Source organism: Tabrizicola sp. (genome assembly GCF_041919135.1).
In the GTDB taxonomy this organism is placed as follows: Bacteria; Pseudomonadota; Alphaproteobacteria; order Rhodobacterales; family Rhodobacteraceae; genus Tabrizicola.
Genome location: NZ_JAYRUJ010000003.1, coordinates 40658 through 64890 on the forward strand (window position 1 = coordinate 40658; position 24233 = coordinate 64890).

General features: G+C 66.3%; 24 protein-coding genes. 12 read left to right on the forward strand and 12 right to left on the reverse strand.

Annotation, left to right across the window (positions count from 1 at the left end; all coding sequences use genetic code 11):
• Nucleotides 1–42 precede the first annotated feature (42 nt).
• The 5 genes from ACE3UA_RS03265 to ACE3UA_RS03285 all read right to left on the reverse strand — a co-directional run bounded on the left by ACE3UA_RS03265 (nucleotide 43) and on the right by ACE3UA_RS03285 (nucleotide 4259).
• Complete coding sequence (locus tag ACE3UA_RS03265) at nucleotides 43–525, reverse strand: hemerythrin domain-containing protein (RefSeq protein WP_374642469.1); 483 nt, start codon at nucleotides 523–525, stop codon at nucleotides 43–45.
• Nucleotides 503–985, reverse strand: coding sequence for a group III truncated hemoglobin (locus ACE3UA_RS03270; protein ID WP_374642471.1), 483 nt, complete (start codon nucleotides 983–985; stop codon nucleotides 503–505). Before ACE3UA_RS03270 ends, ACE3UA_RS03265 begins: the two co-directional genes overlap by 23 nt.
• A gap of 136 nt (nucleotides 986–1121) precedes the next feature.
• Nucleotides 1122–3605 carry a heavy metal translocating P-type ATPase gene (locus ACE3UA_RS03275; protein ID WP_374642473.1) on the reverse strand — a complete coding sequence of 828 codons (2484 nt, stop codon included), beginning with the start codon at nucleotides 3603–3605 and terminating at the stop codon, nucleotides 1122–1124.
• Between the two features lie 58 nt (nucleotides 3606–3663).
• Complete coding sequence (locus ACE3UA_RS03280) at nucleotides 3664–4065, reverse strand: DUF305 domain-containing protein (RefSeq protein WP_374642475.1); 402 nt, start codon at nucleotides 4063–4065, stop codon at nucleotides 3664–3666.
• On the reverse strand, nucleotides 4065–4259 hold the full coding sequence (locus ACE3UA_RS03285; RefSeq protein ID WP_374642477.1) for a heavy-metal-associated domain-containing protein: 195 nt from the start codon (nucleotides 4257–4259) through the stop codon (nucleotides 4065–4067). The genes ACE3UA_RS03280 and ACE3UA_RS03285 overlap by 1 nt, the downstream gene beginning before the upstream one ends.
• Nucleotides 4260–4417: 158 nt before the next feature.
• Between ACE3UA_RS03285 and cueR the strand changes: the two genes are divergently transcribed.
• Nucleotides 4418–4867, forward strand: a complete 450-nt coding sequence (cueR, locus tag ACE3UA_RS03290) for a Cu(I)-responsive transcriptional regulator (protein ID WP_374642479.1) — start codon at nucleotides 4418–4420, stop codon at nucleotides 4865–4867.
• Between the two features lie 23 nt (nucleotides 4868–4890).
• Here the strand turns inward: cueR and ACE3UA_RS03295 are convergent, their stop codons facing one another.
• Both ACE3UA_RS03295 and ACE3UA_RS03300 read right to left on the reverse strand, forming a co-directional pair.
• Complete coding sequence (locus ACE3UA_RS03295; RefSeq protein WP_374642481.1) at nucleotides 4891–5112, reverse strand: hypothetical protein; 222 nt, start codon at nucleotides 5110–5112, stop codon at nucleotides 4891–4893.
• A gap of 291 nt (nucleotides 5113–5403) precedes the next feature.
• The gene (locus tag ACE3UA_RS03300) at nucleotides 5404–6048 is read right to left on the reverse strand and encodes a response regulator (protein ID WP_374642483.1); all 645 of its coding nucleotides are present in this window, start codon (nucleotides 6046–6048) and stop codon (nucleotides 5404–5406) included.
• A 247-nt stretch (nucleotides 6049–6295) separates the two neighbouring features.
• Here ACE3UA_RS03300 and ACE3UA_RS03305 point away from each other — a divergent pair, with 247 nt between their 5' ends.
• Together ACE3UA_RS03305 and ACE3UA_RS03310 are read left to right on the forward strand one after the other, a co-directional pair.
• Nucleotides 6296–6775, forward strand: coding sequence for a molybdopterin-dependent oxidoreductase (locus tag ACE3UA_RS03305; RefSeq protein WP_374642485.1), 480 nt, complete (start codon nucleotides 6296–6298; stop codon nucleotides 6773–6775).
• Nucleotides 6776–6785: 10 nt separating this feature from the next.
• Nucleotides 6786–9410: a response regulator gene (locus ACE3UA_RS03310; RefSeq protein WP_374642487.1), complete on the forward strand. Its 2625-nt coding sequence runs from the start codon at nucleotides 6786–6788 to the stop codon at nucleotides 9408–9410.
• A 9-nt stretch (nucleotides 9411–9419) separates the two neighbouring features.
• Here the strand turns inward: ACE3UA_RS03310 and ACE3UA_RS03315 are convergent, their stop codons facing one another.
• Nucleotides 9420–9848, reverse strand: a complete 429-nt coding sequence (locus tag ACE3UA_RS03315; RefSeq protein WP_374642489.1) for a VOC family protein — start codon at nucleotides 9846–9848, stop codon at nucleotides 9420–9422.
• A gap of 92 nt (nucleotides 9849–9940) precedes the next feature.
• Here ACE3UA_RS03315 and thyX point away from each other — a divergent pair, with 92 nt between their 5' ends.
• The 3 genes from thyX (at nucleotide 9941) to ACE3UA_RS03330 (ending at nucleotide 13490) form a co-directional block, all read left to right on the forward strand.
• A complete protein-coding gene (gene thyX / locus ACE3UA_RS03320; protein ID WP_374642491.1) occupies nucleotides 9941–10846 on the forward strand; it encodes an FAD-dependent thymidylate synthase in 906 nt (301 codons plus the stop codon).
• Nucleotides 10843–12441, forward strand: coding sequence for a P-loop ATPase, Sll1717 family (locus ACE3UA_RS03325; protein ID WP_374642493.1), 1599 nt, complete (start codon nucleotides 10843–10845; stop codon nucleotides 12439–12441). Before thyX ends, ACE3UA_RS03325 begins: the two co-directional genes overlap by 4 nt.
• A 722-nt stretch (nucleotides 12442–13163) precedes the next feature.
• Nucleotides 13164–13490: an arsenate reductase family protein gene (locus ACE3UA_RS03330; protein WP_374642495.1), complete on the forward strand. Its 327-nt coding sequence runs from the start codon at nucleotides 13164–13166 to the stop codon at nucleotides 13488–13490.
• Here ACE3UA_RS03330 and ACE3UA_RS03335 read toward each other — a convergent pair.
• Together ACE3UA_RS03335 and thrS are read right to left on the reverse strand one after the other, a co-directional pair.
• Nucleotides 13487–13693, reverse strand: a complete 207-nt coding sequence (locus tag ACE3UA_RS03335; RefSeq protein ID WP_374642497.1) for a cold-shock protein — start codon at nucleotides 13691–13693, stop codon at nucleotides 13487–13489. The two genes, ACE3UA_RS03330 and ACE3UA_RS03335, sit on opposite strands and share 4 nt — an antisense overlap.
• A 204-nt stretch (nucleotides 13694–13897) precedes the next feature.
• The gene (gene thrS / locus ACE3UA_RS03340; protein ID WP_374642499.1) at nucleotides 13898–15838 is read right to left on the reverse strand and encodes a threonine--tRNA ligase; all 1941 of its coding nucleotides are present in this window, start codon (nucleotides 15836–15838) and stop codon (nucleotides 13898–13900) included.
• Between the two features lie 165 nt (nucleotides 15839–16003).
• Between thrS and ACE3UA_RS03345 the strand changes: the two genes are divergently transcribed.
• Entirely contained in the window at nucleotides 16004–16780 is a 777-nt protein-coding gene (locus ACE3UA_RS03345; protein ID WP_374642501.1) for an alpha/beta hydrolase, read from the forward strand.
• Nucleotides 16781–16838: 58 nt separating this feature from the next.
• Here the strand turns inward: ACE3UA_RS03345 and phaZ are convergent, their stop codons facing one another.
• On the reverse strand, nucleotides 16839–18104 hold the full coding sequence (gene phaZ / locus ACE3UA_RS03350) for a polyhydroxyalkanoate depolymerase (RefSeq protein WP_374642502.1): 1266 nt from the start codon (nucleotides 18102–18104) through the stop codon (nucleotides 16839–16841).
• Nucleotides 18105–18226: 122 nt separating this feature from the next.
• On the opposite strand from phaZ, the gene phaC reads away from it, so the two are divergent.
• From phaC to ACE3UA_RS03375, 5 genes are all read left to right on the forward strand, one after another.
• On the forward strand, nucleotides 18227–20002 hold the full coding sequence (gene phaC / locus ACE3UA_RS03355) for a class I poly(R)-hydroxyalkanoic acid synthase (protein WP_374642504.1): 1776 nt from the start codon (nucleotides 18227–18229) through the stop codon (nucleotides 20000–20002).
• 143 nt (nucleotides 20003–20145) lie between these two features.
• The gene (locus ACE3UA_RS03360; protein WP_197645528.1) at nucleotides 20146–20595 is read left to right on the forward strand and encodes a Phasin; all 450 of its coding nucleotides are present in this window, start codon (nucleotides 20146–20148) and stop codon (nucleotides 20593–20595) included.
• A 104-nt stretch (nucleotides 20596–20699) separates the two neighbouring features.
• Nucleotides 20700–21329: a glutathione S-transferase family protein gene (locus tag ACE3UA_RS03365; protein WP_374642506.1), complete on the forward strand. Its 630-nt coding sequence runs from the start codon at nucleotides 20700–20702 to the stop codon at nucleotides 21327–21329.
• A 64-nt stretch (nucleotides 21330–21393) separates the two neighbouring features.
• Nucleotides 21394–21939: a polyhydroxyalkanoate synthesis repressor PhaR gene (phaR, locus tag ACE3UA_RS03370; protein ID WP_374642508.1), complete on the forward strand. Its 546-nt coding sequence runs from the start codon at nucleotides 21394–21396 to the stop codon at nucleotides 21937–21939.
• Nucleotides 21940–22881: a LysR family transcriptional regulator gene (locus tag ACE3UA_RS03375; RefSeq protein WP_374642510.1), complete on the forward strand. Its 942-nt coding sequence runs from the start codon at nucleotides 21940–21942 to the stop codon at nucleotides 22879–22881. It abuts the gene before it with no gap.
• 82 nt (nucleotides 22882–22963) lie between these two features.
• Here the strand turns inward: ACE3UA_RS03375 and ACE3UA_RS03380 are convergent, their stop codons facing one another.
• Nucleotides 22964–24151 carry a DegT/DnrJ/EryC1/StrS family aminotransferase gene (locus tag ACE3UA_RS03380; RefSeq protein WP_374642512.1) on the reverse strand — a complete coding sequence of 396 codons (1188 nt, stop codon included), beginning with the start codon at nucleotides 24149–24151 and terminating at the stop codon, nucleotides 22964–22966.
• Nucleotides 24152–24233 lie beyond the last annotated feature (82 nt).

Consider the following 24233-nt stretch of genomic DNA (forward strand, 5'->3'; position numbering starts at 1 on the left):
GGCGCTGGTCAACGCCGCCTGCGGCGCATGGTTGCATCCGGCTCAGGCATCTGTCGATGCCTCGAACGGCGGGAACAGCTCGTCATTCTCCAGCCGGATATGTTCGGACAGATCGGCCAGGAATTGCTCCAGCCCGGCATAAAGCGCGGCCCAGGTCCGGCAGGCATCCCTTGGCGGGGTCAGGTTCCTGGTCAGGCGGCGGATCTCGGCCTGTTCCTGCGCATGGTCGTCATGGTCGGCCCGCATCAGGGCGACCCTTTCGGCGGTCCCCGGCATGCCGCCGCGACGGATCGCGGGAAAGAGAAGGAGTTCCTCCTTCTTCATGTGGACCTCAAGTTCACCGATCATCCGGCGCAAGAGGAGGGACAGCCCCTCGGGCAGATCCTCATCACCGAAATGCACATCCTCGACCCGTTCGGCCAGGGCGACAAGCGCGGGCAGCTGTTCCCGGTGACGGGCGTGGAACCTTGTCTCGATATGCCGCGTCAGCGCAGCCAGCGCCTCATGCCGATCCGTCGCGGCCATCTGCCCCTCCTCCCCGCAGCACCGGCACCGCCGAGGCGACCCGCGCCGCATCCTGAACCGCCATGTTTAGCGAGCGCGCGATCCGCTCGGCCCGCTCGATCACATGCGCAGCACCCTCGGGCGGGCAGACCTCCTCGGCCGTTGCACGGAACAGCGTGAGCCATTGCTCGAAATGCGCCCAGCTCACCGGAAGCGTGGCATGGGCCGGCACCGGCGCGCCATGATAGCGCCCGGTCATCAGCGCGACCGAGGACCAGAATTCCACCATCCGGTCAAGATGCGGACCCCAGTCACGGATGCGCGCGGCGAAGATCGGCCCCAAAAGCGGATCAGCGCGAACGCGGTCATAGAAGCGGTGGACCAGACGGTGCAGGATCGCCTCGTCCAGCCCGGTCCTTTCCACAAGCTCGGCGGTCAGCGCGGGGCGGGCAGAGATGATGGCGGGGCGGTCAAAAGACATGGCGGGGTCCGGTCCTGCTTGCACTTCTGTCTAGTCCTGCAAATCGGTACTGTAAATACCTATTGAAAGATCCCCCCCCCCCGCCCCGGCCGTATCTGCGGCAGGGGCGCGGCCCGGCATGGGCCGCGCGTCCGTGTCAGGCCGCCGCCCTGAACCGCTTCAGCCGCAACGCGTTGCCCACCACGAAGACGCTGGACAGCGCCATGGCCCCTGCCGCGAAAGCGGGCGAGAGCAGGACGCCCCAGGCCGGATACAGCACCCCCGCCGCGACCGGGATCAGCAGGGCGTTGTAGATGAAGGCCCAGAACAGGTTCTGCCGGATGTTGCCGATCACCGCCCGCGACAGCGCGATCGCATTCAGCACGCCCTTCAGGCTGCCCGACATCAGCACCACCTCGGCCGCCTCGATGGCGACATCGGTTCCGGTGCCGACCGCCAGACCCACATCCGCCTCGGCCAGCGCGGGGGCGTCGTTGATCCCGTCGCCGACGAAGGCCACCTTGCCATGCGCCGCGCGCAGGCGGCGCACCGCCTCGACCTTGCCCTCGGGCAGGACCTCGGCGATCACCTCGTCGATCCCGAGGCGCGCCGCGATGGCACGGGCGGTGCGGGCGTTGTCGCCGGTGATCATCGCGACCTTCAGGCCAAGATCGTGCATCGCCCTGATCGCGGCCGGAGTCGTCTCCTTGATCGGGTCCGCGACCGCGATGATCGCCGCCAGCCTGCCGCCGATTGCGGCGTAAAGCGGCGACTTGCCCTCGTTGCCCAGCCGCTCGGCGATGGCGGCGAAGCCCGAGACGTCATGGCCCAGCCCCGTCATGTAGCGGTCTGCCCCGATCTCGACCGGCTCGCCGCCCACCTTGGCCCGGACGCCCAGCCCGGTGACCGAGGCAAAGCCCGCGGCCTCGGCCAGGGGCAGCCCCTCTGCTTCGGCCGCCGCGACGATGGCGCGGGCGACCGGGTGTTCCGATTTCGCCTCGACGGCGGCTATCCTGGCCAGGACCCCGGCACGGTCGAAGCCCGGCGCCAGGTCCAGGTCGGTCAGCGCGGGCCGGCCCTCGGTCAGGGTGCCGGTCTTGTCCACCGCGACGACGCGCGCGTCCTTCAGGAGTTGCAGCGCCTCGCCCTTGCGGAACAGCACCCCCAGTTCCGCCCCGCGCCCGGTGCCGACCATGATCGAGGTCGGCGTCGCCAGGCCCATGGCGCAGGGGCAGGCGATGATCAGCACCGCCACCGCATTGACCAGCGCGAAGCTGAGCGCGGGCGTCGGGCCGAGGGCCAGCCAGGCGGCGAAGGTCAGCGCGGCCAGGGCGAAGACCACCGGGACAAAGACCATCGTCACCTTGTCCACCAGCGCCTGGATCGGCATCTTCGAGCCCTGCGCCTCCTCGACCATGCGGATGATCTGGGCCAGCACCGTATCGCCGCCGACCGCCGTGGCGCGCAGCACGAAGGCGCCGGTCTGGTTCACCGTGCCCCCGACCACCGCGCCGCCCGCAGCCTTGGCCACGGGGATCGGCTCGCCCGTGATCATCGATTCATCGACATAGCTCTCGCCCTCGGTCACCTCGCCATCGACCGGGATCCGCTCGCCGGGGCGGACCTCGACCAGATCGCCCGCGACGACCGCGGCGATGGGAACCTCGACCGCCGATCCGCCGCGCCGCACCCGCGCGGTCCGGGCCTGCATCCCCATCAGCCGCTTGATCGCCTCGGAGGTGCGGCCCTTGGCGCGGGCCTCCAGCAGGCGGCCCAGCAGGATCAGCGCCACGATCACCGCCGCCGCCTCGTAATAGACGTTCACCGTGCCCGCGGGCAGGAAGACCGGCGCGAAGGTCGCCACCATCGAGAAGCCATAGGCCGCCAGCGTCCCCACCGCGACCAGCGAGTTCATGTCGGGCGCCAGCCGCCACAGCGCGGGCAGGCCCTTCTCGTAGAAGCGGATGCCCGGCACGAACAGCACGACGGTCGTCAGCGCGAACTGGAGATACCAGCTGGCCTGCATCCCGATGGTCCCGGCGATCAGTTCATGCACCCCCGGAACCAGATGCGCCCCCATCTCCAGCAGGAAGACCGGCAGGGTCAGGATGGCGGCAAGCAGCAGGTCGCGCTGCAATTCGCGCGCCTCGGCCGCCTTCCTTTCGCCGCGGGCCTCGGCCGCGCCGGGGTCGGCGGCGACGGGGCTGGCGTCATAGCCCACGGCCGCGATGGCGGCGACCAGCGCCGCGCTATCGGCCGTGCCCTGCACCCTGGCCCGTTCGGTCGCAAGGTTCACCACCGCGTCCGAGACGCCGGGGACGGCCTTCAGCGCCCGCTCGACCCGGGCCACGCAAGAGGCACAGGTCATGCCCTCGACCGCCAGTTCGACGGCGGCGGGGGCGGGGGCGGCCGGGACGCCATAGCCCACCTTCTCGACCGCCGCGACCAGGCTGGCGCGGTCGACCGGGGCGTCGGTGGTGATGCTGGCCTTCTCGGTCGCAAGGTTCACCACCGCGTCCGAGACACCCGGAACGGCCTTGAGCGCGCGCTCGACGCGCAGCACGCAGGAGGCGCAGGTCATGCCCTCGATGGGCAGCGAGATCGTGGCGGCGGGGATCGGCTTGCGGGCGGGCATGGTCATCTGCCGCCTCCTTTCTGTCTGGTTCGGGAGCGGGCAGCGCCTCCGGCTGCCCGGCTGTTCACTGGCCGCGCCTGGCCAGCCAGGCCTGCATCATCGCGATCTCGGCCTCCTGCGCGCGGATGACCTCCTCGGCCAGCTTGCGCACCTCGGGGTCCTTGCCGAATTCCAGCGCGACCTTCGCCATGTCGATGGCGCCCCGGTGGTGCGGGATCATGCCCCGCATGAAGTCCACATCGGCGTCGCCGGTGAAATCCATGACCATGGCAGCGCCCATCCGGGCCATCGCCTCGGCATAGGCCCGGGTCGAGGGATCGTCCGACGTCGTGGCGGCGGACATGTCATGGCCCGCCATGTCGTGCCCGGTCCCGGCCTGGTCGCCGGTGGCCTGGCTTTGCGCGAAGGCCAGGCCGGCCGCCACGACCAGCGCGCCGGTGATGAAGATCGGGGACAGCCGGTTCATCACTCGGCCACCGCCGGGAAGCCGGCCTCGGCCAGCGCCGCCATGATGGCCGCCTGCGGGGCCGCCGTCCGGACCGTCACCCGGCGGGCGGGGGGATCGGCCTCGACCACCGCCGCCGGATCCAGCGCGCGGATCGCCGCCGTGACCGAGCGCGCGCAGCCGCCGCAGGTCATGTCTTCGATACGGAATTGCATGAGAGCCTCCATTCCTTTCGTCTCATGCCCTGCAAGCTAGCCCTTCCAACGATGGGAAGGTCAAGAGGGTTCCGCAAGGAATTTCGCGCCTTGACCTTCCCATGGTTGGAAGCCGCAGAAGAGATCCCCATATCGGCAGGGATCAGGGGAGAATACAGATGAACATCGGCCAGGCGGCCCGGGCCTCGGGCGTTTCCGCCAAGATGATCCGCTATTACGAACAGAGCGGGCTGATTCCCCCGGCCGGGCGCACCGGCGCGGGCTACCGGGATTATTCGAGCAAGGATGTGCATGAGCTGCGCTTCATCCGCCGCGCCCGCGACCTCGGCTTCGCCACGGCCGAGATCGTGGATCTTCTCGGCCTATGGCGCGACCGCTCGCGCCAGAGCGCGGATGTGAAGCGGATCGCCGAGAATCATGTGGCCGCCTTGCAGACCAAGATCCGCGAGTTGCAGGAGATGGCCGACACGCTGGCCGAGCTGGCCCATTGCTGCCACGGCGACCACCGGCCGGACTGCCCGATCCTGGACCGGCTGGAAACGCCGGAGAACGACACCCCCGCGACGATCCTGCCGCGTCCGGGCGCGGTGGCGCGCTCCAGGCCCTGACCAAGGGTCCCGGAGGGCGGCGATCACGCCGCCCGTTTGCCGAACAGGCTGCGGGCGCGGATGCCGGCATTCGCCGGGCGGAACAGCGCCACGCCGTCCTGACGCTCCGGGCGGGCCAGACGTTCGCCGGCGACGCGGCTCCAGCAGTCCACGACTGCCAGGCCGCGCGGGACAGCGCCGCCCGAGGTGGCGACCAGGCTGATCGCGGCAAATGTTCCGGGAAGGGCGGCGATCGAAAGAGACATGATATTTCCCCTTCGCCCGAAATGGTTACGGGCGGGAATGGCAGATTTTGCGTGTTCTGACGGCTTATTCTTCCGCCACGCCATCGCGTCAACGGCTGCGGAGCCGAACCATCCGCCTCTCTCTGGTCATGCCGACATAAGGTGAAACCGGCCAGACTTTCGGATGCCCCACCGGCGGGGCGCTCGCTTTCGCCTGGCCGGAAGCGCCCCGGCAGGCCGGCGCGCGCCCGTCAGGCGCGATCGGCGCGCGACGGAGGCAAAGGGGCCGGTCCGCGCCGGCCGGAGCCCGGCTCAGACCAGTCCCAGATCGCGCGCCAGCACCACCGCCTGCGTCCGGTTCTGCGCCCCGAGCTTGCGGCAGATCGCGGTGACATGCATCTTCACCGTCGGCTCGGCCAGCTGCATCTCGACGGCGATGCTCTTGTTCGGACGGCCCTCCGCCAGATACTCGAGCACCTTCATCTCCTTGTCGCTCAGCTCGCCCTTCTTCGCCATCCGCTGCTGGTCCGCGCCGGTGCGCATCAGTTCCATCGGCAGATACCGCTCGCCCGCATGCATGAAGCGGATCGCATTGGCCAGGCTGCGCACCGGCGTGGTCTTCAGCACGATCCCCGCCGCGCCCGAGCCCAGAAGCTCGTCCGTCATCCGCGCCGTGGGATTGCCGGTGATGATGCCGACCGGCTTGCCCTCGTTCAGCCGCACCATCCGGCGCAGGCCCGAGACGCCGTTCATCCCCGGCATGTTCAGGTCAAGCAGCACCACGTCATAGGCCCCGTTCTCCTCGACCAGCTCCACGGCTTCGTCAAGGTCGTTGGCCGTGCTGACCTGCATGCTGGCCGAGGAAGCAAGGAACATCGAGAACATGTCCAGAATCATTCTGTGATCATCCGCAAGCAGTACGCGCAGCTTCGCGGCGGGCTGGGCAGTGTCGGACATTCGGTTCTCTCGTCCTGCAAATGGTTGGGACAACAGGGAGACCCTGTACAAATACAAACCAGTGACGCCGGGTCACCCCCATCCGTCAGCGCACCACCCACTACAGTCATATTCCTGCCTGGCCCATAGAGTTGGCCAAAAAATGTCCATAATCCTTCTAAAGTATGGCTCGCTTTCTTTTGTCTGGATGCACATCCGTCTGCTTTCTGGTAATCCGCCGCAAGCACGCGCCCCCTAGGAGATCATCATGCGTCCCACCCTCGCCATCCTGGCCGTGGCCCTGTCCGGCAGCCTGTCGTCCGCCCCGGCGGCCCGGGCCTCCGAGGTGCTGCTGACCGTCACGGCCGCAGGCGACGCCGCCCCGGTCCAGCTTGATCTTGAGGCGCTGTCCGCCATGACCCGGGTCGAATTCGACACCACGACGCCCTGGACCGATGGCAAGCACCATTTCACCGGCGTGCCGCTGAAAGAGGTCCTCGCAAGCGCCGGCATCACCGAGGGCACCGTCCGCGCCGTGGCCCTGAACGACTATGCCGTGGACCTTCCGGTGGCCGAGCTGGACGACGCCGCCCCGATCATCGCCTATCACCTCGACGGCCAGCCCTTCGGCATCCGGCAGAAGGGCCCGCTGTGGATCGTCTATCCCTTTGACGAGGACAGCCGGTATCAGTCCGAAACCGCCTATGGCCGCAGCGTCTGGCAGCTGAACCGGCTTCTGGCCAAGTAGCGCGGTAGTAGTGCCCTACGCCGAATACTACAGCATCAGGAACACCGAGACGGCCGAGCGTGCCCGCCGCCGCCAGCGGGCGATCGCGCTGATCATCATGGTGCTGTCCGTGCTTACCGCGAGCATCTCGGTCACCATCTTCGGCAGCATCCGCGAGCAGTTCAACCTCAGCGAGGCCTCGGCCTCGGACAACCGGACCTGGGTGATCGCCCAGCTGCAGGTCGACCTGCTGAACTATACGCTCGCGCTGGACGCCGCCGCGGCGGATCCGGGGGATGCGCAGCTCCTGTCCCGGATCCGGCGCCAGTTCGACATCCTGTTCAGCCGGATCTCGCTGATCTCGAACGCCCCCGGCAAAGCGAACGAGACGGTCCGCGCCCGCCCGGAATGGCAGGCGCTGGTCGGGGAGAGCGGGCTGGTCCAGGCCGCGCTGCCGCTGATCGACGGCCCGGCGGAACATCTGGTCGCCGCACTGCCCGAGTTGCAGGCCGCCGCCCATGCCCAGCTCGAGCCGATCCGCAACACGGTCGTGGACAGCGTCGCCACCATGATGGGAGAAGGCGACCGCGCCCGCAGCGAGCTGCGCGCGGCGCTCAAGCTTTTCGGCCTCGCGATCCTCTGGCTCTCGATCTGCCTCGCGGGCCTCATGGTCTCGCTCTACCTGCAGGGCCGCCAGCAGACCCGGCATGCGAAGATCCTGGAAATCGCGGTCCACAACCTGCGCACCACGCTGGATTCCTCGCTCGACGCCGTCATGCTCGTCAACCGGGGGGGCCAGATCGTCGGGGCGAACCATTCCTGCCACCGGATCCTCGGCGACATGGCGCTGGAATCGCGGCCCTCGCTGACCAGTTTCCTGCGCGATCCCGGCGATCCTTCGCAGCCGGTGCATTTCGCGGCCCTGATTCCGGGCGAACGGCGGCGGATCAAGGCGCTGCGCGCGAACGGCACCTCCTTCCCCGCCGAGATCAGCCTGGCCAGCGCCCGCAGCGGCGACGGGCATGACGTCTCGGTGGTGTTCCTGCGCGACATCTCGGACCAGGTGAGCTACGAGGAAGGCCTTGCCGCCGCCCGCCACGCCGCCGAAGCCGCGGACGAGGCCAAGGCCCGCTTCCTCGCGGTGATGAGCCATGAGATGCGCACGCCCCTGAACGGCCTGCTCTCCGCCACCGATCTTCTCGACCGCAGCGCGCCCCTGACCTCGGAACAGCGGTGGTTCATCGACATCATCCGCGGCTGCGGCCATACCGCGCTGGAACAGGTGAACAATGTCCTGCACCTGACCCGGATGGGCAGCGCCGACGGCGGCAATTTCCCCGCCGCCACCGTCTCGTTGCCGCAGGCCCTGCTGGGGATGGCGCAGCAATTCAGCGCCGACGCCGCGCGCCAGGGGACCGCCATCACGGTCACCGGCGACCTCAAGCCCGATTTCGCGGTCTCGATCCAGCTGCAGTCGCTGCGCCGGGCGCTGTCCAACCTGCTGTCCAACGCCGTCAAGTTCACCGAGGACGGCACCATCACCCTCCGGCTGGAACGCTTCGCCTCCGACCGGCCCGGCCATGTCGGCCTCAGGATCGCGGTCGAGGATACCGGGATCGGCATCGCCGAAGAGAACCTGGACCGCATCTTCCGCAATTTCGAGACGCTGGATTCCTCCTTCGCCCGCGTGCACGAAGGCAGCGGCCTCGGCCTCGGCATCGCCAAGCTCTCCGCCGAGGCGCTGCACGGAAGGATCGAGGCCCACAGCAGCCTGGGCGAGGGCAGCCGCTTCACGCTGGTGTTCGAGGCCCCGCTCACCGACCTTCCGCCGCGTGACGTCGCCGAGGCCGGCCCGACCGGCCTTCACCTGGACGGATATTCCGTCCTCCTGGCCGAGGACAACGCCATCAACCGGGCCCTGATGCGCCGGCAGCTGGAAGGCCTGGGCCTGCAGGTCACCGAAGCCACCGACGGGATCGAGGCCGTGGAACGCGCCCGGACGCAGGATTTCGACGTGATCCTGATGGATGTCTCGATGCCCCGGATGGACGGCCTCACCGCGACCGCGCAGATCCGTCGCGGCCAGCGCCAGCCCGAGGTCCCGATCATCGCCGTCACCGCCCAGGCCTCGCCCGAGCGGGTGCAGCAGTTCCGCGCCGCCCAACTCAACGAAGTCCTGACCAAGCCCGCCCGCGTCGAGGAACTGGCCGCCATCATCCTGCGCTTCTGCGCGGCCCGCCGCAGCCCCGCCGGATCCGATGCCGCGCCCGATCCCGCGCCCGATTTCATCGAGCCCGAGGTCCTGACGCCCCTGGCCCAGGACGAGATCCTCGCCCAGTTGCGCGCCGACATGGAGCCGGCGTTCCTCGCCGGCATGGTCCGCCAGTTCCGCGAGGACGGCCATGCCGCCATCACCGCCACGGCCGCGGCCCTCAAGGCCGGCGACCTCGCCCGGGTCCAGGCTCTCTCGCACCGTTTCGCCGGCGGGGCGGCGGTCCTCGGCCTGCTCGCGCTGCGCAACGCGCTCTGCGACCAGGAGGACGCCGCCCGTGACGGCCAGTCCCGGCGGGCCGAGCAGCTGCAGGCGGCGATCCCGCCGCTCTTCACCCGCAGCCTCGCCCATCTCGACCGCGCCCTCGGCCTTGCGCGGGCGTAAGGTCCGCCCCTACCAGTGCCCGACCGAGGCCATGCTCACCCAGGGCTCGGCCGGCTCCAGCGCCGCCCCCTTCTGCAACAGCTCGACCGAGATATTGTCGGGCGAGCGCACGAAGGCCATCCGCCCGTCGCGCGGCGGCCGGTTGATCACCACCCCGTTCGCCATCAGATGCGCGCAGGTGGCATGGATGTCGTCCACCTCATAGGCCAGATGCCCGAAATGCCGGCTGTCCGAGGGCAGCCCCTCGTCGCCATCCCAGTTGTAGGTCAGTTCGACCGGGCATTCCTCCTGCCCCGGCGGCGCCATGAACACCAGCGTGAACCGCCCGCCCTCGTTGTCGTAGCGCCGCACCTCCTCCAGCCCCAGAAGCCGGTAAAAGGCCATCGAGGCCTCCAGATCCTTCACGCGCACCATGGTGTGCAGATATCTGATCGTCATTCTACCCTCCGCCTTCCCGTCCATCTTGCGGTATCGCCCCCCCGGTCCGCAAGCTATAGTGGTGCCCGACTCGTAACCACATGAGGCCCCGGATGCCCCTCACCCCCGAACAGACCGCCGAGATCGAGGCCGCAAGGGCCACTCCCCGCCCCACCCTCCGCGCTGTAGCCGAGGGGATGGAGGCGCATCTCTACCGCGCGCACCCGGTCCTCGACCACGGCTTCATCCGGGTCATCGACTACATGGGCGACGACAGCGCCATCGTCCAGGCCGCCCGCGTTTCCTACGGCGCCGGGACGAAACACGTCCAGAACGACGAGGGGCTGATCCGCTACCTGATGCGGCACTGGCACTCCACCCCGTTCGAGATGTGCGAGGTCAAGCTGCACGTCAAGCTGCCGGTCTTCGTCGCCCGCCAGTGGATCCGCCACCGCACCGCCAACGTCAACGAATACTCCGCCCGCTACTCGATCCTGGACCGCGAGTTCTATATCCCCGCGCCAGAGCAGCTGGCCGCCCAGTCGACGGTGAACAACCAGGGCCGGGGCGAGGTCCTGACCGGCGCCGAGGCCGCCCGCGTCCTCGAATTGCTGAAAAGCGACGCCAACCGCGCCTATGACCATTACGAGGCGATGCTGTCCCAGGACGGCCAGCAGGGCCTCGCCCGCGAGCTGGCACGGATGAACCTCCCCGCCAACATCTACACGCAATGGTACTGGAAGGTGGACCTGCACAACCTGATGCACTTCCTGCGCCTGCGCGCCGACCCCCACGCCCAATACGAAATCCGCGTCTATGCCGAGGCGATCGCGGCCTGCGTGAAGGACTGGGTGCCCTTGGCCTATGCGGCGTTCGAGGACTACCGGATGGGGGGAGTGACACTCTCCTCCAGGGCGATTTCCGTCTTGAAACGCAGACTTGCGGGTGAAATGGTGAGCCAGCAAGACTCCGGCATGTCAAAGGGCGAGTGGCGGGAGCTTATGGAGGTTTGGGGATGAGTGTAGTCAGTGACGGAACAAAAGGTAGCAACCAACGGAGCAGACGTCGATACTTTCGAGGAGAGAAAAAGACAGAAGGTGCCTCGGCACAGCAGCGAGTTCTTCTTTCGGAACTGGTTATCGGCGAGCCAGATGCTAATATCGAACAGACGACAGCGTGGCGATTGCGCGTGCAGCCGATTTTTCAAAGTCACTATTATCCACTGCCAAACTACAATTCGAGCCAATTTATATCGGGAGAAAAGACTTTCGTCCTAGGGCAAAAGGGAACTGGGAAGACCGCGCTCTTGCGGAACCTTCAGCACCAATGCGCGTCTATCGGCCTCATGACAGAGTTCATAGTGTTCAAAAGCTCGATTCTTGAAGAAACTGACCTAATTCAGGAATCACAAATAGCAATTTTTGATGACAAGAAAGCCGCTCAAGCAAAGCACTACTATCACATGCTTAAGCGGCTTGTCCTATTGCTAATTGCAAGCAGATCCAAGCAGGGAGCGTTCGATGAGAGTAGTGATCTGTCCGACGATGATCGAGGGCTTCTTAGTAGGATTGTAGGACAGGACGCTGCCAGCGCTATAAAGAATACTTTCGACTCAATTTTGTCCACGTTTAAGGCCATATCAATTGATATGTCGAACGCTACCGGCGGAAAAGTGGACATTGATGTGAGTCGAAAAATCAAGAGTATGAACGACTCCCTTTCTAAAGCTGTACTGCAGGATGCTAAACGAAATGGCCTAAGATTGCGAATTTTTTTCGATGAAGTCCATTTTTCTTATCAGTCCGCAGATGGCCAGCTTACCAATGCAATGCTAGTAAGAGACCTGCTCCACGTTTGCACAGTGCTTAACTCCACATTTGCAGAGCAACAAATTGACGTGATTCTATATGCAGCAGTTCGCTCTGAATTCTTGATGCATCCAGTAATCAAGGAGCTAGATTCGGTTCATACAGTCGAGTCGGCTTCCTTCTCAATAAATTGGCATGAATACCCATTTAACCGCGACCATCCGTTGTTCAAGTTTATTGCAAAGCGGCTGGTGACAAGGGATGGTGGTCGCGCAACAAATCCATTAACTGTACTTAGCGGGATCGATCCTGGAGAATTTCTTTCACATACGTGGGCAAAGCCGAGAGACTTTGTTCGATTCTTTAGAACGGCCCAAGCGTTGTATCCGGAGCGTTGGAGCTTGGACAGATCGCGAGTGAAAACCGTCCTGAACAAGTATGGGGAACTTTCTTGGAGCGAACTACTTGCAAGTCTTGCCTCATTTATTCCGCAGGGTGGTCGCGTGGCACTTGAGAATTACATTCGCAGAATAGCCCCTCATTTCTTGGATGGTAGCTCACAACTTACCGTTGAGGACTTCGCGGATGGGATTGAGGACGTCTATTTGGCTGCAACAGCTGGTGGAAGCTTCGATTTTTCGCGGGAGGAATTTGTGGAGATGCTGTACGTGCTTGGCCTCTTTTCTACTGAGAAGTCGGATCGTTCTGGCCAACGAATTGAACATGCCTACCATCGGGGAAATCGGTCGCCGCAAATGGACGGAAAGGTTAGACTTCACAGAGCAATCCAATTGGCTTTCGGTTAGCAAGTGTATCTCGTGGCCCAACACCGCCCTATCACACCGCCCCACCCGCATCCCGATGCCACGACGACCACGGCCACTCCCGCAGATGCCCGACCAACCCGTGCTTCACCGGATTGAACCAGCAATACCGCACATGCGCCGCGAAATCACGGTCATCCCGGATGTGATGCTCCCAGAAGCGCTTCTGCCAGATGGGGGCTTCGTCCCCTTACGTAGGTCGGGGCGTGCCCCGACTCTGACGCGTCCACCCCGCGCGCCGTATGGGTATTCTCCAACAAGAGTCGGGGCACGCCCCGACCTACGCAACGCCATCGAGAACTGCCCCTTGATCTCGCGCCAACGCCCGGAATAATCCGCATCCCCCTCCGGCAAGGTCCAGACGCAATGCATGTGGTCCGGCAATACCACCCAAGCCTCAATCCCGAACGGCCGCTTCGCCTTCGTCATCGCCACTGCCTGCCGCAACACATCGACATGCCGGACCAGCGTATCCGACCCCCGATCCACAAGATTGACCGTGAAGAAGATGCAGGCACCGGGAACCAGGGGACGGATGTAGCGCGACATGGCGGCAGTCTGCGCGCGCCTGGTTAACCCGGCGTTAGCATGCTCCCCTTTGCAGGCTTCGCGGCAATATGGTACCACCCGGTAGACGCCCGCAGGCAAGCGCCTGACAGAAAACGAAAATCCGAAGATGTCCACTGTGGACGGAAAGGAGTCCCATGATCCTCTACGGCATCCCGACCTGCGACAGCTGCAAGAAGGCCCTGAAGGCCCTTGAACGTGCGGGGAGAGAGGTCACCTTCCGCGATGTCCGGGCCAACCCCCTCAGCCAAGCCGAGGTCGACCGGATCGTGCAGGAATTCGGCTCGAAGGCGGTGAACCAGCAGTCCACCACCTACCGCGCCTTCAACGACTTCCTGAAGGCCTCCGATCCCGAGGCGCAGATCATGGCGCAGCCGACCGTGATGAAACGGCCGGTCATCCAGGACGGGGATCGCTGGTATCTGGGGTGGGACAGCGCGACCGAAGCCGCGCTGACCGCTTAAAGCAGGCGGAGGTCGCCGGCCGACTGCTTGCCGTCGCGGCCCGACTGCAGCTCGTAGCCGATCTTCTGGTTGTCGTTCAGGCCCTTCAGCCCGGCACGCTCGACCGCCGAGATATGCACGAACACATCCTTGCCGCCGTCATCGGGGGCGATGAAGCCGTAGCCTTTGGTGGCGTTGAACCATTTCACGGTGCCTGTCGGCATGCCGCTTCTCCTCTCAGAACCCCCCGAGGCGCCATTGCCCCGGGCCGTGCCACCAGGTCTTCCAGGGCTTCGTTCAGAGAGCCGTGCAGGAATTCTGTCGTCACTGCGGCGATGATGCCGATGATTCGACGAAAATCAAGCAGCAAGGCGAGGAGGCGCGCTGCCGGGCAACCGCGATGCCCGAAATTCGTGCACCGACAGAAGTCAGCCCGGCGGCAGCGCCTCGAAGCCGAAGGCCGCCAGCGCCGCATCCAGCGCCATGGTCTCGGTCCGGGTCTCGCCCAGGCGGCGGACGGAAACCGTGCGGCCCTCGACCTCCTGCATGCCGATGGCGAGGATCACCGGGACCTTGCCGACCGAATGTTCGCGGACCTTGTAATTGATCTTCTCGTTGCGCGTGTCGGCCTCGGCCCGGACCCCCGCCTTGCGCAGGGCCGCGACGACCTCATGCACGAAGGGATCGGCGTCCGAGACGATCGAGGCCACCACCACCTGCCGGGGGGCCAGCCAGAACGGCAGCTTGCCGGCGTAGTTCTCCAAAAGGATGCCGATGAAGCGTTCGAACGAGCCCAGGACCGCGCGGTGCAGCATGACCGGGCGGTGCTTCATCCCGTCCTCGCCGACATATTCCGCATCCAGCCGCACCGGCAGGTTGAAGTCGCACTGGAAGGTGCCGCACTGCCACTCGCGCCCGATGGCGTCGGTCAGCTTGAAGTCAAGCTTCGGCCCGTAGAAGGCGCCGTCGCCGGGGTTGACCTCATAGGGCAGGCCCAGCGACTGGATCGCCTTTTCCAGCGCGGATTCGGCCTTGTCCCAGACCTCGTCCGAGCCGACCCTGACCTCGGGCCGCGTCGAGAGCTTGATGTCGAACCTCTCGAAGCCGAGGTCCTTGTAGACGCTGGAGAGGAGCGCGATGAACCCGGCGCATTCCTGCTCGATCTGGTCCTCGGTGCAGAAGATATGGGCGTCGTCCTGCACGAAGCCGCGCACCCGCATCAGCCCGTGCATCGAGCCCGAGGATTCATAGCGGTGGCACGAGCCGAATTCCGCAAGCCGCAGAGGCAGATCGCGGTAGGACTTCAGACCCTGGTTGAAGACCTGCACATGGCAGGGGCAGTTCATCGGCTTCAGCGCGTTGATCCGCTTTTCCTTGGCGCCGTCCTCGTCCACCTCGACGATGAACATGTTCTCGCGATAGGCCTCCCAATGGCCCGACTTCTCCCACAGCACGCGGTCCACCACCTGCGGCGTCTTGATCTCCTTGTAGCCCGCCTGGCGCAGGCGGCCCCGCATGTAGTCTTCCAGCGTGCGGTAGATCGTCCAGCCGTTCGGGTGCCAGAACACCATGCCCGGCGCTTCCTCCTGCAGGTGGAACAGCTCCATCTCGCGGCCCAGCTTGCGGTGGTCGCGCTTGGCGGCCTCCTCCAGCATCGTCAGATGCGCCTTCAGGTCGTCGCGGTTGCGGAAGGCCACGCCATAGATGCGTTGCAGCATCGGCCGCGAGGCATCGCCCAGCCAGTAGGCGCCCGCGACATGGGTCAGCTTGAAGGCGTCCGCCGGGACCTGGCCCGTGTGCTGCAAGTGCGGCCCCCGGCAGAGGTCCTGCCAGTCGCCGTGCCAGTACATGCGGATGTCCTCGCCCTCGGGGATGCGGTCCAGCAGCTCCAGCTTGAACGGCTCCTGCCGGCCGCGGTAGTATTCCACCGCCCGCGCCCGCTCCCACAGTTCCGTGCGAACCGGGTCGCGCGCGTTGATGATCTGCTTCATCCGCGCCTCGATCTGGCCCAGATCTTCCGGCGTGAACGGCTCTTCGCGGTCGAAATCGTAGAACCAGCCCTGATCCCGTACCGGGCCGATGGTGACCTTCACCTCCGGCCACAATTCCTGCACCGCGCGGGCCATGATATGGGCAAGGTCGTGCCGGATCAGTTCCAGCGCCGGGGCCTCGTCCTTCAGCGTGTTGAGCGCGATCGTCGCGTCCTGCGCGATGGGCCAGGCCAGGTCCCAGTGCTTGCCGTTCACCTGCGCCGAGATCGCGGCCTTGGCCAGCGAGGGCGCGATGGAGGCCGCCACTTCGGCAGGCGTGACCCCCGCCGGATACTGGCGGATGTTGCCGTCGGGAAATGTCAGGGAAATCTGGCTCATGGCCGGCTCCTCGTCGGTTTGGCGCCTACGGAACGCCCGGTTGCGGGTGATATGTCGGCGGCTCTCTTGCCCTCGGGCGGGGCCAAAGTCAAGCCATGCGCGGAACTTCGCCTTGGGGCCTCGGGCCGCCTCACACGGGGCGAGAAGGCCGATTATACACGGGGCATGACCACCTTCATCACCACGCCCCAGGGCCGCCACATCGCCTGCCACCGCACCCCCGGCCGCGAGCCCGGGGTGGTCTTTCTCGGCGGCTTCCGTTCCGACATGACCGGCTCGAAGGCCCTGCACCTGCAAGCCTGGGCCGAGGCGACGGGCCGCGCCTTCCTGCGCTTCGACTATTCCGGGCACGGCGCCTCGCGCGGGGTCTTCGAGGAGCTGGCGCTCTCGGACTGGCGCGAGGATGCGGCGGCGCTGATCGGACTTCTGACCGAGGGGCCGCAGGTCCTGGTCGGCTCGTCGATGGGCGGCTGGATCGCGCTCCTCCTGGCCCGCGACCTGCCCGAGCGGGTGGCGGGCCTGGTCGGCATCGCCGCCGCCCCCGATTTCACCGAACGGATGTGGGAGGAGATGACCCCGGCCGAGCGCGGCACGCTGCTGGAGACCGGCCTGTTCCAGCGCCCCTCGGACTATTCCGAAGAGCCCTATCCGATCACCCGCCGCCTGATCGAGGACGGGCGGCAGAACCTGGTGCTGCAGGGGCCGCTGCACCTGCCGATCCCGGTGCGGCTGTTGCAGGGCACCGCCGATGCGGATGTGCCGCCGGCGGTGGCGCTGGGGCTTCTGGACCATATCTCCAGCCCCGACCTGCGGCTGACGCTGGTCAAGGACGCGGACCACCGCTTCTCCTCGCCCGCCTGCCTGGGGCTGATCACCCGCACGGTGGAGGAGGTGCTGGCCCTGTCCGCCCCGGCCGAGGTGCAGATTCCGAACGCCAGCTAGCCGGCGGCCCGGCCGGAAGCGGCCCGCCCTTGCACTTTTCGCACAAGGACGCGCGACGTCAGGCCGAGGCCAGCGCGATCTTGGCCTTGGGCTTGCCCGCGGCGCGGTCGATGAAGTTCAGGACCAGCGGGCGGATGTTCAACCGCCAGCTCTTTCCGGCGAAGATGCCGTAATGGCCCGCGCCCGGCTCGAGGTGGTGGCCCTTCTTCCCGTCCGGGAGGTTGGTCAACAGCTTCAGCGCCGCCACGCATTGCCCCGGCGCCGAGATGTCGTCATTCGCGCCCTCGACCGTCATCACCGAGACGCTGGTGATCGCCCCCATGTCCACCTTGCGGCCCGCGACCGTGAACTGGTTGCGCGCGACCTCGCCGTTCTTGAACAGGCGCTCTACCGTCGAGAGGTAGAACTCGGCCGTCATGTCCATCACCGCCAGATATTCGTCGTAGAAGCGGTTGTGCGCGTCATGGTCCGACGCCTCGCCCCGGGCGACGCGGAAGATCTGCTCGGTAAAGGCCTTGCTGTGACGCTCGGCGTTCATCGCGATGAAGCTTTGCAGCTGCAACAGGCCCGGATAGACCAGCCGCCCCGCGCCCTTGGACATGAAGCCGACGCGCTGGATCGCCAGATGCTCCAGCTGCCCCATCGTCACCCGGCGGCCGAAATCGGTGACCTCGGTCGGCGCCGCGTCGGGATCGACCGGCCCGCCGATCAGGATCAGCGAGCTGGGCTGCGCCTCGGGCGCCTCGGCCGCCAGATAGGCGGTGGCGGCCAGCGCCAGCGGCGCCGGCTGGCAGATCGCGATCACATGGGTGTCGGGGCCGAGGACCTTCATGAACTCGGCCAGGTAGAGCGTGTAATCCTCGACGTCGAACTTGCCCGCGCTGACCGGAATGTCGCGCGCATTGTGCCAGTCGGTCACATAGACATCGGCATCCGGCAGAAGCGAGGCCACGGTCGAGCGCAGCAGCGTCGCATAATGCCCCGACATCGGCGCGACCAGCAGCACCTTGCGCGCCATGGGCGAGCGGCGGCGGACGAAGAAATGCACCAGATTGCCGAAGGGCTTCTCCACCACCGGATTCACGTCGACCAGGTGGTCCTGCCCGTCCGGTCCCACGATCGAGCGGATGCCCCAGTCGGGCTTGGCGATCATCCGGGCGAAGGTCCGTTCCGTGACGGTGCCCCAGGCCGCCATCAGCGGCAGGAGCGGGTTCAGGGACATGGCGAAGGCGGGGTAACTGGCAAAGGCCTGAGCGGTGGAGCCCAACCATTCATTGGTGTTGCGCGCGCTTTCCATCAGGTCGTAGGTATTGGTATACTTCATCAAGTCTCCTCACCCTTGCGGGCGCTTGAGTGCACGGCGGGCCTTGGAACGGACAGCGCAATGCTGCATAGCGGCAAGAATAGGTGGGAACCATTCGCGTGACAACAGAAGATAAGCCCCCCGTGACCGATGACGCCGAAGCCCGCCTCGCGCGGTTGAATGCCAACCTCGCCAGGGTCGAGGAATTGTCGAAACGGCTGACCGCCGCGCTGGCGCATCGCCGCCCGGTCGATCCCGCGCTGCATGGCCCCGCGCCCGATGTCTACATGAAGGCCGCCGCCGCCTATCTGGCCGAGATGATGTCGAACCCCGCCAAGGTGGTCGAGCACCAGATCAACTACTGGGGCAAGACGCTGAAGCATTATGTCGAGGCGCAGCAGACCCTCGCCAAGGGCGAGTTCAAGGCGCCCCCGGACCCGAACCCCAAGGACCGGCGCTTTTCCAACCCCCTTTGGGAGACGCATCCCTTCTTCAACTACCTCAAGCAGCAGTACCAGTTGAACGCCGAGGCGATCAGCACCGCCGTCGGCGACATGGACAGCCTTGACCCCGCCGACCGCAAGCGGGTGGAGTATTTCACCCGGCAGATCGTCGACATGTTCTCGCCCACCAACTTCCTCGGCACCAACCCCGACGCGCTGGAGAAGGCGGTGGAAACCGACGGCGCAAGCCTGGTGCAGGGGCTGGAGAACCTGGTCCGCGACATCGAGGCGAACCAGGGCGACCTTCTGGTCACCCTGGCCGACCGCGAGGCGTTCAAGGTCGGCGAGAACCTCGCCACCACGCCCGGCGCGGTGGTCTACCGCAACCGGATGATGGAGCTGATCCAGTACGAGCCCACCACCGAGAAGGTGCACAAGACGCCGCTGGTGATCTTCCCGCCCTGGATCAACAAGTTCTACATCATGGACCTCAAGCCCGCGAATTCGCTGATCAAGTGGATCGTGGACCAGGGCTTTACCCTGTTCGTCGTCTCCTGGGTCAACCCCGACGCCAGCTATGCCGGGACCGCGATGGACGACTATATCCGCGACGGCTATCTGCGCGCCATGGCCGAGGTGCGCCGCATCACCGGCGAGAAGCAGATCAACGCCACCGGCTACTGCATCGCCGGCACGACGCTGGGCCTCACGCTCGCGCATCTGCAGAAGGCAGGGGACCATTCGGTCAAGTCGGCCACCTTCTTCACCACCCTCACCGATTTCTCGGACCCCGGCGAGGTCGGCGTGTTCCTGAACGACGATTTCGTCGACGGGATCGAGCGGCAGACCGAGCGCGACGGAATCCTGTCCAGGTTCTTCATGAGCCGGACCTTCAGCTTCCTGCGCTCGAACGACCTGATCTACACCCCCGCCATCAAGTCCTACATGCTGGGCGAGGCGCCGCCGGCCTTCGACCTGCTCTACTGGAACGGCGACAGCACCAACCTGCCCGCAACCATGGCCGTCGAATACCTGCGCGGCCTGTGCCAGCAGGACGGTTTCGCCAAGGGTGAGTTCCAGGTCTTCGGCAGCCCGGTCGATCTTGCCGACGTGAAGCTGCCGCTCTGCGCCGTCGCCTGCGAGACCGACCACATCGCGCATTGGCGGGGCAGCTTCAACGGCGTCAAGCAGATGGGATCGAAGGACAAGACCTTCATCCTGTCGCAGTCCGGCCATATCGCCGGGATCATCAACCCGCCCTCGAAGGACAAGTACGGCCACTACACCTCCGACGCCCCCGTCGCGGGCGCGCCCGAGGACTGGCTGAAGTCCGCGACCTTCCACAAGGGCAGCTGGTGGCCGCGCTGGGGCGAATGGCTGAAGGCGCGCTCCGGCCCGCTGGTCAAGGCCCGGATTCCGGTCGATTCGCTGGCCGCCGCCCCCGGAACCTACGTCACCGCCACGCCCGGGGCCTGACATTTCGTCGCCTTTACGCAGGGTTAACCGCCGCGACCGGCGCTTTGCTGCATTGCAGAAAAAGACTTGAAATGCTGCACCGCAGCATGTATATCCCTGTCATGTCGAACCGGGGCGGTCCCGGGCAAAGCGGAGCAAATGAAATGACCAAGACCCCCGATTTCACCAAGGTCGTGCAGGACATGATGGCCTCCATCCCGGTTGACGCCTCGGCCTTCCAGAACGCCTTCAAGACCCAGGCCGCCTTCGCCGAGAAGTTCTCGAAAGTGGCGATCGAAGCCGCCGAGAAGTCGACCGAGATCTCGGCCAAATGGGCCAAGGACACCCTCGCCAAGGTTTCCGACATCTCGAAAGCCAAGGCCGAGCCGACCGACTACACCAAGGCCGCCACCGATTTCGCTTCGGCCGCTGCCGAGATGGCTGCCGAGAACCTGGCCGCCTTCGCCGAAGTCGCCAAGAAAGTGCAGATGGAAACCGTCGAGCTGATGCTGGCCGCCGGCAAGGACATGTCGGAAGACGCCACCGCCGCCGTGAAGAAGGCCACCGCCGAAGTGACCTCGGTCGCGAAAAAGGCCGCTGCGGCCGCCAAGTAATCCAGGACAGGCGCTGTCGCGCCGATGGGCCCGGGGGAAACCCCGGGCCCTGTTCTTTTGCCGGTCCCGCGCTAGACTGTCCCGGATCATGCGCGAGGCCCGCGATGCTGACGCTCTGGACCTATGACTGGGTGCCCCCGCCCCCCCGCGGCCATGTCCGCGACATCCGCCTGCGCTGGGCGATGATCGAGGCCGGACTGCCCCATACCGTCGCCACCGTCCCCTTCGACAACCGCGGCCCCGGGCACATCGCCCGCCAGCCCTTTGCCCAGGTGCCCTTCCTGACCGATGGCGAGGTCACCCTGTTCGAAAGCGGGGCCTGCCTGCTGCACCTTGCCGAAAAGTCCGAAGTCCTGATGCCGCGCGACACAGCGGGCCGGGCCGACACGCTGCAATGGCTGATCGCCGGGCTGAACTCGGTCGAGATGGTCTCGGTCCCCTGGTGGTTCATCGGCCTTTCCCGGCCCGAGGCGAACCCGCTCGATGGCTGGCTCGACCAGCGGCTGACGCGGCTTGCCGATGTGCTGGCCAGCCGCGACTGGCTGGCCGCCGGCCGCTTCACCGTGGCCGACATCCTGATGGCCGACATCCTGCGCGTTCCCGCCCTGCGCCGGCGCCTTGGCCCGCCGCTTGCGGCCTATCTCGACCGCACCCTCTCCCGCCCTGCCTTCGAACAGGCCCGGCGGGACCAGCTGGCCCATTTCGCCGCTGCCGATGCCGGCCGCCCCTCGTAACCCTTTATTTCTGCGCGAGCCTCCCCTAGACTTCTCTGCAAGCGCAAAAGGCGCGGGGGGAACCATGGCCGACACCGACAAGCCGTTGCTGATCAAGCGTTACGCCAGCCGCCGGCTCTACAACACCGAAACCTCGGATTACGTCACGCTCGAGGATATCGCCGGCTTCATCCGCCAGGGGCGCGAGGTGCAGATCGTCGACCTCAAGACCGGCGACGACCTGACCCGGCAATATCTCCTCCAGATCGTGGCCGAGCATGAATCCAAGGGCGAAAGCGTCCTGCCCGTCGACGTGCTGACCGACCTCGTGCGCAGCTACACCAGCGGGATGCAGTCGATCGTGCCGCAATTCCTCGCCACCTCGTTCGAGATGCTGCGCGACAGCCAGTCCAAGATGATGGAGAACCTCTCCGCCTTCCCGAACCCGATGGCCGCCGTCCCCGGATTCGAGGCGATGCGCAAGCAGCAGGAGGCCTTCCTCAAGTCGATGATGGGCGGCATGCCCGCCTGGGGCGGCTCGGGCCCGACGAAGGAGGAATCCTCCTCCGAGGACATCGCCGAGATCAAGAAGCAACTGGCCGAGTTGCAGAAGAAACTGTCCAGACTCTAGATGGCCGAAGCCGAGGGCCGCGTCACGCTCTGGGGGATCGAGGTCTTCGTGGCGGCAGCCGAGGAGGGCTCGATCTCCGCCGCCGCCCGCCGCCTGGGCGTCAGCCCCTCGACCGTGAGCCAGCAGCTTTCCGGGCTGGAGGCCGCGCTGGGGGCCGTCCTTCTCGACCGTTCCGGGCGCCCGATGCAGGTCACCCCGGCCGGCGCCATGTTCCGCCGCCACGCCCAGACCATCCTGAACGCCGCCTCCGAGGCCCGGGCGGAACTGGCGATGGCCGACCTCTCCGGCCTGACCACCCTGCGCCTCGGGGTGATCGAGGATTTCGACAGCGACGTCACCCCCCGCCTCCTCTCGGCGCTGGCCCGCGACCTGAAGGGCTGCCGCTTCCTTCTCGAGACCGGGGCCAGCCACCGGCTGATGGACCAGCTCGAGGCCCGGGCGCTGGACATCGTGATCGCCGCCGACAGCGGCCCCGCGGCCGAGGACTGGCGCGAGGTGCATCCGCTGATGTCCGAACCCTTCCTCTCCGTCACGCCCCCCGGCGCCCGGATCGAGGATCTGCCGCTGATCCTTTACACCGCGCGCCACCTGATGGGCCGCCAGATCGCCGCCCATCTCGCGCGCCACGGGTTGAAACCCGCGCATCGCTTCGAACTGGACAGCTATGCCGCGATCCTGGCCATGGTCGCGGGCGGCGAGGGCTGGACCATCCTCACCCCGCTTGCCCTCCACCAGGCCCGCGCCTTCCGCGCATCCGTCGAGGTGCGCCCCCTGCCCTTCCCGGCGCTCGAACGCACCCTCTCGCTCTCCGCCCGCGCGGGCATCCTGCACGGCGTCCCCGCCCAGATCGCCGCCCGGCTGAAACCCCTGATCGCCGAGGTCGTGATCGCCCCCGCGGTTGCCGCCGCGCCCTGGCTCGCCCCCGCGTTAAGGGTGCTCTGAGCAAGGCATCTTGCTCTTTTCAGAAATACTCCCGCCGGAGGCATCCGACCGCCCGGCCGGGCGCCCCCAGGCGGAAAGCGCGCTACCCCCGCACTTCGGCCGCCGCATCCACCAGGGCCGAGGCAATGTAATCCAGCTCCGCCTCGGTCAGACGCGTCGGCAGCCGCACGTCGCAGGCCCGCATCAGCATCGCCCGGGTTTGCGGCAGGTCCGGCACCTCGCCCAGGAACTGCCAGTTCCAGAAGGCCCGCGCATTGCCCTCGCTCAGCCCGAAGACCTGGACCGAGATGCCGCGCGCCTTGGCCGCGGTCTGGAAATCCAGCGCCTGCTGGTCCGACCAGCCGCCGACCAGGTTGAACTGGATCGAATCCGGCGCGCGTTCCTCGGGCCCCAGCGCCTCGGGCACCGCGAGATGCGCCGAAAGGTTCAGCTGCGCCGCCACCCGGTCATGCCCGGCCCGCCCCTTCGCCACCCGCTCCGCCACCAAGGGCAGCTGCGGCCGGATCACCGCCGCCGACAGGTTCTGCATCCGCAGGTTATAGAGCGGCAGCCTGTTCTGCCAATGCGCGCAGGAATTCGTCAGGCCGGGATGCTTCTTCCAGTTCGACTCATAGGCCCCCGACATGATGATCGCCCGCGCCGCGATCTCGGGATCGTCGGTGACCATGATCCCGCCTTCGCCCGCGTTCACCAGCTTGTAGGACTGGAAGCTGAAGCAGCCGACCTTGCCGATCGTCCCGATATTCTTCCCGCCCCAGACCGTCCCCAGCGAATGCGCCGCATCCTCGATCACCGGCACCCCCGCCGCGTCGGACAGCGCCATGATCATGTCCATGTCCGAGGTATGCCCCCGCATGTGGCTGATCAGCACGGCATCCGCCTCCGGCAGCTTGCGCGCGAAATCCGCCATGTCGACGCGGTAGTTGTCGCCGACCTCGACCAGCACCGGCACGCAATCGGCATGCACGACCGAGGACGGCACCGCCGCGAAGGTGAAGGCCGGGATCAGCACCCTGGCCCCGCGCGGCAGGTCCAGCGCCTTCAGCGACAGGAACAGCGCGGCCGAGCAGGAGGAGACCGCCAGCGCATAGCGCGCGCCCAGAAGCTCGGCGAATTCCTGTTCCAGCAGCGCCACCGGAGCATCCGAGGGCGCGGTGTAGCGAAAAAGGTCGCCCGAAGCCAGAAGCCGGTCGATCTCGGCCCGCGCGGCCTCGGGGATCGCTTCGGCATCATAGACGTTCGGGGCGAGGGTTTGACCATCCGGGGCCATTCGTGCACCTTTTCTGAAACTCAGGTTCAGGAAAGATGTAAACACCCCGTCAGCGACGCGCCAGTGACAAATTGTTCCGCCT

Excerpts from the sequence above, each read along its gene's own strand:
- ACE3UA_RS03265 (WP_374642469.1), bottom strand. The coding sequence starts at position 525 with ATGGCCGCGACGGATCGGCATGAGGCGCTGGCTGCGCTGACGCGGCAT.
- ACE3UA_RS03270 (WP_374642471.1), bottom strand. The coding sequence starts at position 985 with ATGTCTTTTGACCGCCCCGCCATCATCTCTGCCCGCCCCGCGCTGACC.
- ACE3UA_RS03275 (WP_374642473.1), bottom strand. The coding sequence starts at position 3,605 with ATGACCATGCCCGCCCGCAAGCCGATCCCCGCCGCCACGATCTCGCTG.
- ACE3UA_RS03280 (WP_374642475.1), bottom strand. The coding sequence starts at position 4,065 with ATGAACCGGCTGTCCCCGATCTTCATCACCGGCGCGCTGGTCGTGGCG.
- ACE3UA_RS03285 (WP_374642477.1), bottom strand. The coding sequence starts at position 4,259 with ATGCAATTCCGTATCGAAGACATGACCTGCGGCGGCTGCGCGCGCTCG.
- cueR (WP_374642479.1), top strand. The coding sequence starts at position 4,418 with ATGAACATCGGCCAGGCGGCCCGGGCCTCGGGCGTTTCCGCCAAGATG.
- ACE3UA_RS03295 (WP_374642481.1), bottom strand. The coding sequence starts at position 5,112 with ATGTCTCTTTCGATCGCCGCCCTTCCCGGAACATTTGCCGCGATCAGC.
- ACE3UA_RS03300 (WP_374642483.1), bottom strand. The coding sequence starts at position 6,048 with ATGTCCGACACTGCCCAGCCCGCCGCGAAGCTGCGCGTACTGCTTGCG.
- ACE3UA_RS03305 (WP_374642485.1), top strand. The coding sequence starts at position 6,296 with ATGCGTCCCACCCTCGCCATCCTGGCCGTGGCCCTGTCCGGCAGCCTG.
- ACE3UA_RS03315 (WP_374642489.1), bottom strand. The coding sequence starts at position 9,848 with ATGACGATCAGATATCTGCACACCATGGTGCGCGTGAAGGATCTGGAG.
- thyX (WP_374642491.1), top strand. The coding sequence starts at position 9,941 with ATGCCCCTCACCCCCGAACAGACCGCCGAGATCGAGGCCGCAAGGGCC.
- ACE3UA_RS03325 (WP_374642493.1), top strand. The coding sequence starts at position 10,843 with ATGAGTGTAGTCAGTGACGGAACAAAAGGTAGCAACCAACGGAGCAGA.
- ACE3UA_RS03330 (WP_374642495.1), top strand. The coding sequence starts at position 13,164 with ATGATCCTCTACGGCATCCCGACCTGCGACAGCTGCAAGAAGGCCCTG.
- ACE3UA_RS03335 (WP_374642497.1), bottom strand. The coding sequence starts at position 13,693 with ATGCCGACAGGCACCGTGAAATGGTTCAACGCCACCAAAGGCTACGGC.
- thrS (WP_374642499.1), bottom strand. The coding sequence starts at position 15,838 with ATGAGCCAGATTTCCCTGACATTTCCCGACGGCAACATCCGCCAGTAT.
- ACE3UA_RS03345 (WP_374642501.1), top strand. The coding sequence starts at position 16,004 with ATGACCACCTTCATCACCACGCCCCAGGGCCGCCACATCGCCTGCCAC.
- phaZ (WP_374642502.1), bottom strand. The coding sequence starts at position 18,104 with ATGAAGTATACCAATACCTACGACCTGATGGAAAGCGCGCGCAACACC.
- ACE3UA_RS03360 (WP_197645528.1), top strand. The coding sequence starts at position 20,146 with ATGACCAAGACCCCCGATTTCACCAAGGTCGTGCAGGACATGATGGCC.
- ACE3UA_RS03365 (WP_374642506.1), top strand. The coding sequence starts at position 20,700 with ATGCTGACGCTCTGGACCTATGACTGGGTGCCCCCGCCCCCCCGCGGC.
- phaR (WP_374642508.1), top strand. The coding sequence starts at position 21,394 with ATGGCCGACACCGACAAGCCGTTGCTGATCAAGCGTTACGCCAGCCGC.
- ACE3UA_RS03375 (WP_374642510.1), top strand. The coding sequence starts at position 21,940 with ATGGCCGAAGCCGAGGGCCGCGTCACGCTCTGGGGGATCGAGGTCTTC.
- ACE3UA_RS03380 (WP_374642512.1), bottom strand. The coding sequence starts at position 24,151 with ATGGCCCCGGATGGTCAAACCCTCGCCCCGAACGTCTATGATGCCGAA.